General features: G+C 38.0%; 7 protein-coding genes. All 7 read right to left on the bottom strand.

The genetic code is table 11. The annotated features are described in order from the left end of the window. Window positions 1-109: 109 nt before the first annotated feature. Window positions 110-2401, bottom strand: a complete 2292-nt coding sequence (locus AC1WHX_RS07485) for a patatin-like phospholipase family protein (protein ID WP_022390965.1) — start codon at window positions 2399-2401, stop codon at window positions 110-112. A gap of 421 nt (window positions 2402-2822) precedes the next feature. Beyond that, window positions 2823-3614, bottom strand: a complete 792-nt coding sequence (locus tag AC1WHX_RS07480; RefSeq protein WP_278582751.1) for a creatininase family protein — start codon at window positions 3612-3614, stop codon at window positions 2823-2825. Then, on the bottom strand, window positions 3604-4908 hold the full coding sequence (locus tag AC1WHX_RS07475) for a cyclically-permuted mutarotase family protein (protein ID WP_303116711.1): 1305 nt from the start codon (window positions 4906-4908) through the stop codon (window positions 3604-3606). The genes AC1WHX_RS07480 and AC1WHX_RS07475 overlap by 11 nt, the downstream gene beginning before the upstream one ends. A gap of 122 nt (window positions 4909-5030) precedes the next feature. Next, window positions 5031-6206 (bottom strand): AGE family epimerase/isomerase, encoded by a 1176-nt coding sequence (locus tag AC1WHX_RS07470; RefSeq protein ID WP_303116713.1) that lies wholly within the window; start codon window positions 6204-6206, stop codon window positions 5031-5033. Between the two features lie 6 nt (window positions 6207-6212). Continuing rightward, window positions 6213-7130 (bottom strand): dihydrodipicolinate synthase family protein, encoded by a 918-nt coding sequence (locus AC1WHX_RS07465; protein ID WP_122337429.1) that lies wholly within the window; start codon window positions 7128-7130, stop codon window positions 6213-6215. 24 nt (window positions 7131-7154) lie between these two features. After that, window positions 7155-8393: an MFS transporter gene (locus AC1WHX_RS07460; protein WP_481229087.1), complete on the bottom strand. Its 1239-nt coding sequence runs from the start codon at window positions 8391-8393 to the stop codon at window positions 7155-7157. 225 nt (window positions 8394-8618) lie between these two features. Continuing rightward, on the bottom strand, window positions 8619-9848 hold the full coding sequence (gene serB / locus AC1WHX_RS07455) for a phosphoserine phosphatase SerB (RefSeq protein WP_270214271.1): 1230 nt from the start codon (window positions 9846-9848) through the stop codon (window positions 8619-8621). Between the last annotated feature and the right edge of the window lie 186 nt (window positions 9849-10034).

Raw genomic sequence — 10034 nt, 5'->3', positions numbered from 1 at the left:
AATTTTTGTTTTGCAAATAATAAATCAGAATCTTTTTTTGCAGAAAATAGATTCTGCAAATCAAGAGATGATAACGCTTGAAATGTCCGGGCTAAATTTAAACAATTTCTTATTCTAAGAATTTAGGATTATATAATAATAGTCCTAACCCGATACCGAAGTTCCAGTTCTTTTTGGGGTAGCTATAATGATTAGTATAAATGCTGATTGAGGCAAAAGGCAGATCGTACACTAAAGCAATTTCTCCCATATATTTAAAAGAGTTCATGAAGCGTCCGTAATAAGGCTGATTGTTTTTACCTTGTTTAATTTCAAAAAAGGGTACAAATCCATATAACTCTGTACGTAATTGTAAATTGTTAATGATTTTCCAAATAGGAAGAATCCCGGCAGCAATATATTGGTTTGCTCTAAAAGCCTCATTAAAGACCATTTTGCTGTGCGGGGTAGGAGTGAATGCCGGAGCTTGAATAATAGTAGCAGTATAATTACTGAAAAAGTTTTTGCTGGAAACAACTATTTCACTGCGTACTCCGAGTGTGAATTTGGGTGCGGTATTGAAATATTGATCGTAAGTTCCAGAAAGTTGCAACCATGAGTGAGTTGCTTTTTCAGTGTGTAAATTGGGGTCGGAGGGTCTGAACATTTCTCGTCCATAAACGGCCTCTCCGATTACGGAAACTCGATTTCCTGTTACCGGAAACATAAAACTGTTCAGAGTATTTTTTTCAAAACGTAGTGACCCCATTGCCAATCGATAAGAACTTCTATCTGCCTGAATTTGTGAATAGTCAACCGTATTTGATTGGTAATATTTGTCATATAAATATCCGTATCCTAACGTTACTTCGGTTTTTGCGTTTGTAAGGAACGGAAGACCCATACGGAGTTTTACGTAATTTTCGCTTTGAGTGATAAATGTCGGAGATTCTTCGATTTGAAAAAGTTTTTCACTTTCGTAATATTTCTTTTTGGACACTACTCCGATAAATTTCAGGTACATAGGTATTGTTCCCGGCAGTTCGAAACGAGCGGAGGCCAATCCTGTATTATACGATCTTCCGAATTGTCCGTTTAAGTCGAAATCCAAAGAATAGAGACTTAAAGTTCTGTATTTTGCTCCTAAATAGATTTGATTGGTATTTCCTGAAGAGATATATCCTCCTAATCCTATGGCTATATTATCCTCGAGCTTTGCATTCAATAAAAGTTTGAAGTTCCCGGATTCTTCATCGTATACAGCGTGTGGAATAAGATCGGAGATTTTCGAATCGGAGAGTAGTTTGTAGTAAGATTGTTTGACATCTTCTTGATCGAGGAGTTTATTTTCGTCTAATTGAAACTGTTTACGAATATAATTTTGTTGAGAGTGATTGCCTCCTTTAATAGATATATCTTCGAATAAGAGTTCCGGAGTTTTGCTTTTGAATACCATTCTTTGGAGTTTCCGTGTTTCAGATGGCAGTTCTCTGGGTATTCTTGATTTTATAGAATCCATCATCGACACGGCTTTATCATATCCGATTTTGAAAATTTGGTCTGCTTTCGGAAAATCGAGGAGATTATACTCTTTTAAATTGAAATCGATTAGAATTCCGTCTTCTTCTTTGATCTTATAATCTGTCTTTTGCATGACCATATTTTCGATTTGTGCCATGAGATTATCTTCCTTAGGCTTTTCAGGATTTGAAGATACATTGCTTCCGATGATAATATCCGGATTGAAATCCTTTTTCATGACATCTATCGGGAAATTATTATAGATACCTCCATCATATAGCAATACACTATCTATTTCGATAGGTTTAAATACGAATGGGAAACTCATAGAGGCACGTACGGCATCACCTAAATCTCCTTTTTCGAATATAACCGGACGTTTATGGTAAACATCCGAAGCTACGGCCCGGAACGGTACGAACAAATTGTTGAAATTTCCTCCTGATTGTGCTGTATAAGGAGCAAATATACGCATGAATGCCAAATTCATCGGGAGAGGATTTATTAAACTTTTGGGCAAAAAATGCGGCGTTATTTTACTGGAATCTTTCAAACCTATTTTGAAAGAAGCAAATTCAGGTGTTTGATCGGGTTTTTTGAAATAGTAGATATATTTTTCTTCCATCTTTCCTGTTGACCAAGATGCAAAATCATCGGACTTTATCAGTTCGATCATTTCGGCAGGAGTATATCCCATTGCATATAAAGCGCCTACGATAGCACCCATTGAAGTTCCTGCAATGTAATCGATGGGAACATTGTTCTCCTCAAGAGCTTGGATAATTCCGATATGAGCGATTCCTTTCGCCCCGCCTCCGCTGAGTACTAATCCGACAGTTTGAGAAAAAGAAACGGATGAAAGTGTCAAAAATGCGGTAAATATGAGCAAGAATCTTTTCATATACAGTTTTCAGTCAAAAAGAATAATCAGTCAAATGTACAGATTTTTTTAGAACAAATCTTTATGGATAAAATGATTTTGAGATACTATATACTTTTTTTAATTGATATGCTTAAATAGCAAAAGAACAGTTATCCGTTTAACAAAATTACTTTTTTGCTTGTTCTTTGTTTTATGAAATATTTTCTTTCGCTTTATTTCCGATCTTGTTTTTTGTTGGGACAGATCGGTATCGATAGAAGAGATAGATTCAAAAACTGTATTTCTGTTTTCAGGGATAGGAGATTTATTATTTATCGAGTATTATTTTTTGTCGGTTATAAGAGCCGGCTTAAACTTTGTTCAAGCAAAATTCAGGCCGGCTTGTAAATACTATATTTTGTTTTGCCTATTTATCTTATGTATATCTTATCGGTTATTATTATTTATCGTTTTCTTTTTCATAAATTCCTGTTTCTTCTATTCGACTGAGCTCGGCAAATAACTGGGCATATTTATCGGCTATGGCATTGGCAAAGCATTTCCCTTTTTCTGCTGTGGAGAGAGCCGGATCGCCGATACCGGTATCTTCAGATACTTTTTGCCAATTGCGAGGTATCCAAGCAACTTTTTCTCTTAGAGATTCTAAAGCGAATGATTTATATTTCCCTTTACCGGCGTTTTTGAGATTGACTAATTCCGGATAATAATGCATCATGACCGAAGTTTCTACTTCATCTGCATGATCTCCTGGAGTGTCGAAATATTGTTTTGCCGGGAGTACTGTATACCATTCACTTGTGGCAATTAAAAAATCCGGATAATCTATCGACATATCTCGGATCATATTTTTAAAGCAATTTCCACCATGACCGTTAATGATGACTAACTTATTGATCCCTTGTATGTGGAGAGACGAGACAATATCTGTCAGAATTGCTTTTTGAGTCTCATAACGGGCATGTATGCAGAAACTTAATTCCCGCTGACCCGGGTTTTGAGCACCCAAAGTAATCGGAGGCATAACCATACTGTTTACGCCGAAATGATCTTTTGCGATTTTTGCTGCATCGACAGCGATACTATGCGATAAAATACAGTCGGTTAAATACGGTAAATGCAAATTATGCGGTTCGGTAGCTCCCCATGGTAATATGACCAAATCATATTTTTTATTTAATACATCTCCAAATGAAGATACTAAAAGATCAGTTCCTTTATTTTTAATATTCATTTTTATTAGGGATAATTCGGTTTATTGGTTTTGAATTTGTTTCTGTTTTTAGCAGAATTCTTGTTATATCCGGAGTACGAATGCCGGGTTTTAGTTCCCCGTTGATAAGTAAATAACCATAGCTGTCGAAAATGAGAGATGCTCCGGCTCTGGCAGTCTCAGATACTTTTGCAATTTCTTTCCATCTTTTTTGACGAGAGTTATATACCAGTAAACGATTATTGAAACGATACCATTCTATGGGATGTAACAGGTAGTCGGGAGCATTGTGTTTAAGGGCTTGTAAAAATATATCTTTGTTTACTCCTCCTGTACATAATATCAAGCTGTCGGATAAGGCAATGATGCTACCACCTCCTAAAGAAACTGTCTCTCCTTCGTTGTTTGTAGGATCGGGTAATGAAACCCATTTTTTTGTACTTGGAGAATAAGCATAACCGTCTGTCGATAAAGTTGCCTGTCGATTTCCGTCAGAAGTAGAGAAGCCTCCCCATAAACAAAATATTTGTTCTCCGTGTGGGCCGATTTGTGCTGCACTGACGGCTTGTATGCGTGGAGATCTCGGAAAGTCCTGTAATTTTTGCCAGCCTTTTGAAAGACTGTCTAAATCTAAACAATAAAGATCGTTACAAGGGATACCGTTTTTATTACCTCCGGCTACATACACTACGTTGCCGAGCAATGAACCTGTCATGTTGTCTAAAGTACAAGGTAAGGCCGGTAAAGTTTCCAATACAGCTTTTTTGTTTTTTAGTGTAATTCTATATACTGTATTCAGCCTTTTTTTTGCATTCATGCCTCCAATACAAAGAATACCGTCGGGTGTAGATATGGTAACACCATAGGCAACATCTTGAGGAAATTCTCCGATTTTTTCCCATGTGAAAAGCGAGTCTTCGGTAACTTCGGCGGCATATATACTTCGGTAATATTTTTTAGTTCCTCCGTCTGCCGCCGAAATATCGGGAAAATTGCATCCTCCTCCTATCATCAGTGTACTATGTTTGTTGAAAATACCGGCAAAACAGGCAGAAATGCCTTTTGTAAAATCTTTTTCTTTGTCAGGAAATCCTTTTATCCGGTAAACGTAATCGAGTCTGACCGGAAATTCCAAAATCTCTGCTTGAAAAGAGGATACTGGGATATTGCATTCTGAATCATATATGATTTTGTAATCGGTTTTGGGGGATTTAGGCTCTTTTTTTATTTCAGAGTATGTATATGACTCTTCTCCGGCAAAACTTGGCAGGAAGAATAAAGACATATAGAGAAAAAAGACGATTCTTTTTGTCATTTATTTATTATTTTAAACTATCGTTCAGAATAAATATTGTGCCTTGGCATAACTAACTGAGTAAACTCGTTGTTTTGCTCTTGGTGTGCAAATTGTTTTATAAATGAGTCCCCATGTTATTTTCAAATCATTTCTTTACAAAGCATATAGCTGCATATCATCATTCTCGGAATATGAAAAGGCCCTTTGAATAAGTTCCCTTTGGCGGGTTGGGCTACTGTTCCGTCACGATGCAAATAGCCATACCATTCCCCGAATTTTTTATCCGGAAAATGAGAATAAGTCCAATCGCTGATCTGTTTATGCATGACAAGATATTTTTCATCATGTGTAGCTCGATATGCATATAATGTAGCGATGATGGCTTCTGTTTGCGGCCACCAGAATTTCATATCTTGAGAATAGTCTTGAGGTGGAAAATTTTTGCAGTCACGAAAGTTGATAATGCCGCCGTATTCTTTATCCCAGCCCCATTCCCAAGACCAGTCGAGAATTTGTAGAGCCAATTGTACTAAGTCTTTATCCCAGTTCCTGTGTCGGGCTTCTTCCATAATAAACCATGAAGTCTCAATGCAATGTCCCGGATTAATGGTTCGACCGTTGCAAGTATCTATAAGTTCTCCCTTAGGACCGACCATTTCGAGTAAAGCTTTAAATTCGGGATGCATGAAATATTGACGTATAGAGGTCAGAGATTCATTTATTTGTCGGTCGAGTACAGGATCTTCAATTACTTCCCGTATTCGAGATGCCGTGTTGATGAGGATCATTGTGATCGAATGTCCACGAGATTGCAGTGTCGGTAAATATTTCGGTTCTAAAAAACCGGGTGTAGAGAGAAACTTGAGAATCCTCTTAAACATCTCCAATGCCTTTGTTGCATAGTTTTTGTCTCCAGAGGCTATGGCATATTCCGACATTGCGATAGCGGCAAAACATTCAGAAAAAACATAACGTCTTTTTCGTAAAGGTATTCCCTCTTCTGTTACTTCGAAAAACAGATGTCCGTCAATATCGGTACAATGAGTCTCTATGAAATCGATGCAACTTTTGGACGCAGCCAGCCATTCTTGTTTTTTTTCTATGTGATTGTAGGCATAAGATGCGATAAAACCGAAACGCCCCTGAAACCATACCGATTTTGTGGAGTCCATTAATTTGCCGTCTCGGTCGAGACAGGTATATATTCCGCCATGTTTACGATCGAGACCGAATTTCATCCAAAAGGGCATTATGTTCTCTATGAGATCATTTCGATAAGAAACAGCCCATGTATCTAAATATTTTGTTATATCCATCTTTGTCTAAAGTTTGTTGCATCGATCAAAAAAGTTGATAGCTTCAAGCTCGGCTTTCATTTGAATTTCTTCTTCTTCAGTCATATTTTGAAAAGGCGTTCGGTTTTTGCCTAAATCCAGACCGATAAGTTTCATAATGCGTTTTCCGCCTACGATATTGCCCCGATAGCGGCATATGACATTTATTACTTCTTGAGAGAAGTTCTGGTGTTCGCGTGCCAACTCGAGATCTCCTTTTTCCCAAGCATCAATGATTCCAACCAGTTCTCGACCGTTATAATTGGTTGTTCCGCCGATACCTCCACGTGCACCTCCCATAGCCAAGCAAGGCAATATCGTCTCGTCTTGTCCGTGTAGCATATCATATTTTCCTCCTTTGTAAAGCCGGCATTGATTATATTCATACATGCTTTCGAATGTATATTTGATACCGGCAAAATTAGGAATCCGCCCGTCAACAGCCTCCAGTAATTTTACCATAGGTAGAAAAGCTCCGTTAAAGGCCGGAATATGGTAATAGTAGAATGGCAAATTCGGAGCTCCTATTGCGATCTCTTCGATATATTTCACCAATTCTTCGATACGTCCGATTTTAGGGAAAGGAGGAGCCATCGCTCCAATACCCCATGCGCCTATTTTTTGTGCATGTTCAGCCAAAATTCGACTTGATCTTACACAGCAACTGCCTACATGAACTATGACCTTAAACCCGTCTGGAGCTGCGGCCATCCAATGTTCGGCCAGTTTCATTCGTTCATCTTCCGTCAACATATAGCCTTCTCCTGAAGAACCGTTGATGAATACACCCTGTAATCCGTTTTTTTTGAGCATTTTTGCATATGCATCGATCGGTTCGTAGTTTACCTCTCCATTTTCATAGAATGGAGTAAACGGAGCATCTATAAGACCTTTAATTTTTTCCATAGTAGTTATGTTTTAATGTATGATTTATTCCATATTATCTGTCTTGGGACGAAGAAAATAAACTTGCAAGAGCAATGCTGCAAGAACGACGATACTGAGTAAGGCAAAACCTATGCCTAAATTCCCTCCGTCGGTCCATTTACCTAATTGTTCTGTTACGGCTGCACCGGCAAATACACCGGTCATATTCATGATACCGTAGGCAGTTCCGCGATATTTTGCGGATATAAATTGACATAAGATAGGCATATTATTGGCATCGAAAATACCGAACCCTATTCCGAAAAGTAACCCTGCACCGACAACTGCCATAAAACTTTCTCCAAAGCCGAGTAACATTAGAGCCGGAATTGTCATCCCTAAACCGATAGCTCCTGTGTAAACCCTTCCGCGAATGTTTTTCTGTACCCAACGATCCGATAAAATACCACCGACAATAACTCCTATAAATGAAGAGACGGCAATGGTAATCGTAGATATAGGACCGGCTTCGGACATGGGAATATTCAGTGTCTCGGAAAATAATGTGGGTAACCAGTTTTTTGTTGCCCATCCGGGAAGACTGGGTGCGGCAAAATAGAAAAGAATGATCCAAAAAGCCCATGTCGAGAAAAGAACAGATAATCCGCTAAACAAAGAGATTTTCTTTTCTGTATTATTAATTGGGATATTTGTCTTTTTAATATTATGAGCCGGATTTTCTCTTAATGCGAACATGAGAATCAGAGAGTAGGCGATACCTATGATTCCGAACCAATGAAAAGTGGAATGCCATGAAAATGTCGCTGCGATTGTAGCTCCGAAACCACCGACTGCCTGTCCTACATATAATCCCGTCATGTGTATGACTATGGCCAATGATCTGGATTTTCCTTGATGCCAGTCTGCGATAAGCGATAACGCTGATGGAATGTAAAGAGCCTCGCTTATTCCCATTAAAGCTCTTAACCAATATAGCTCCTGAAAACTGTCTGCATATCCCATTAGATAGGTGACTGTTGACCATACAAACAAGCTTCCGACTATCAGCCATTTTCTGTTCAGACGATCGGCGATCATCCCCGAAATGGGGCTCATAAAGCCGTAAATCCATAAAAAAACGGCCATTAAAGCACCGAAAGCTTCGGCTTTGTTTAGCTCAGAAATGTCGATTTTCATTGCTTCTTGCATGGTGGAGAGCATTTGACGATCCATATAATTGAGTAGGGTAACGACCCATAGCAAACCGACTACCACCCAGGGATACCAATTGTTGTTTTTCATAAGTATTACTGTTTTTTCAAGTATTATAAATAATGAGACAAATATAAATGATTTTTCGTTAATACAAAAAGCTATTTTTTAATAGCAGAACCTTTATAAATTATTGTATTGGTAGTAAACGAGTAAAATACCTAAAAAAATATACTTTGGGGTAAAATTATCTGTTTGGATATAGATTTTCAGAGTATTTCTGAAAATCTATATCTTGGATTTGAGTTTTTTGATTTATATCTTATTGTCTCCGATATAGGAATCTTTGAAACCTAAGAAATAAAGTACACCATCGAGACCTATTGTTGAGATAGACTGGGAAGCGTTTTCTTTTACTTTCGGTTTGGCATGATAAGCTATTCCCAAGCCAGCTATATTGAGCATGGGCAGGTCATTGGCACCGTCACCGACAGCGATGGTCTGAGCAATATCCACGTTTTCTACTTGTGCGATGAGACGTAATAGTTCAGCTTTACGTTTTCCGTCAACAATATCGCCGATGTGTCTTCCTGTCAACTTCCCGTTCTCTATTTCCAATTCGTTTGCATACACATAATCTATTCCGTATTTCTTTTTCAGGTAATTTCCGAAATAGGTGAATCCTCCCGAAAGGATCGCAATTTTGAATCCTGCTGTTTTAAGAACCTGCATCATACGATCTACGCCTTCCGTTATAGGAAGATTTTGAGCAATATCTTCCATTACAGAAACATCGAGTCCCTTTAATAAAGCCACTCTTCGTTCAAAACTTTCGGAAAAATCGATTTCTCCACGCATGGCAGATTCGGTAATTGCTTTTACTTCATCACCGACTCCGGCACGTATTGCCAATTCGTCGATTACTTCTGTTTCGATGAGAGTAGAATCCATATCAAAACATATAAGGCGGCGGCAACGGCGAAACATATCGTCTTGTTGAAAAGATATATCCATACCTAATTCCGAAGATAATTGCATAAAGTTCGATTGCATTGAAGATTTATCTCTCGGAGTTCCTCTGACCGAAAGTTCTATACATGATTTTGGCTTACGGGCCGATTCGTCCAGAGGAATTCTTCCGGTAAGCCGTTGAATGGCATCGATGTTTAATCCCTGTTCTGCGACGACACGAGTCACTTCTCCGATTTGTCGGGCAGTAATTTGTCGGCTTAGGATCGTGATGATATATCGGTTTTTTCCTTGGAGGCTTACCCAACTGTTATATTCACTTTCACTAATCGGAGAAAATTTGATATTTATTTCTAATTCATAAGCCTTGAATAACAGATCTTTCATTATTTCTCCTGAATTATCATCAGTCGTTTTAAAGAGAATACCCAAGGATAAGGTGTGGTGAATGTCTGCTTGTCCGATGTCGAGAATCGTAGCATTATAACGTGCTAATATTCGTGTTAGAGCTGATGTTACTCCCGGTTTATCACCTCCGGAGATATTGATCAATATGATTTCGGTCTTTTGGCTCATAAAATTGTATCTTATAAATATGGGCTGCAAAGATAATTAAAATACTGTTATGTATTTTTTGTAGCTTAAAAAGATATGCATATTTCAGTAATGAAGAGAATAAAACAATGTTATAATACTATTTTGTTTAGGTTGTATAGTTAAAAAATATAAATATTTTTGGGCTGTTTTTCAGAAAAAATGCAT

The organism is Coprobacter sp., assembly GCF_982436375.1.
This window is presented reverse-complemented; position numbering and strand designations above follow the sequence as displayed.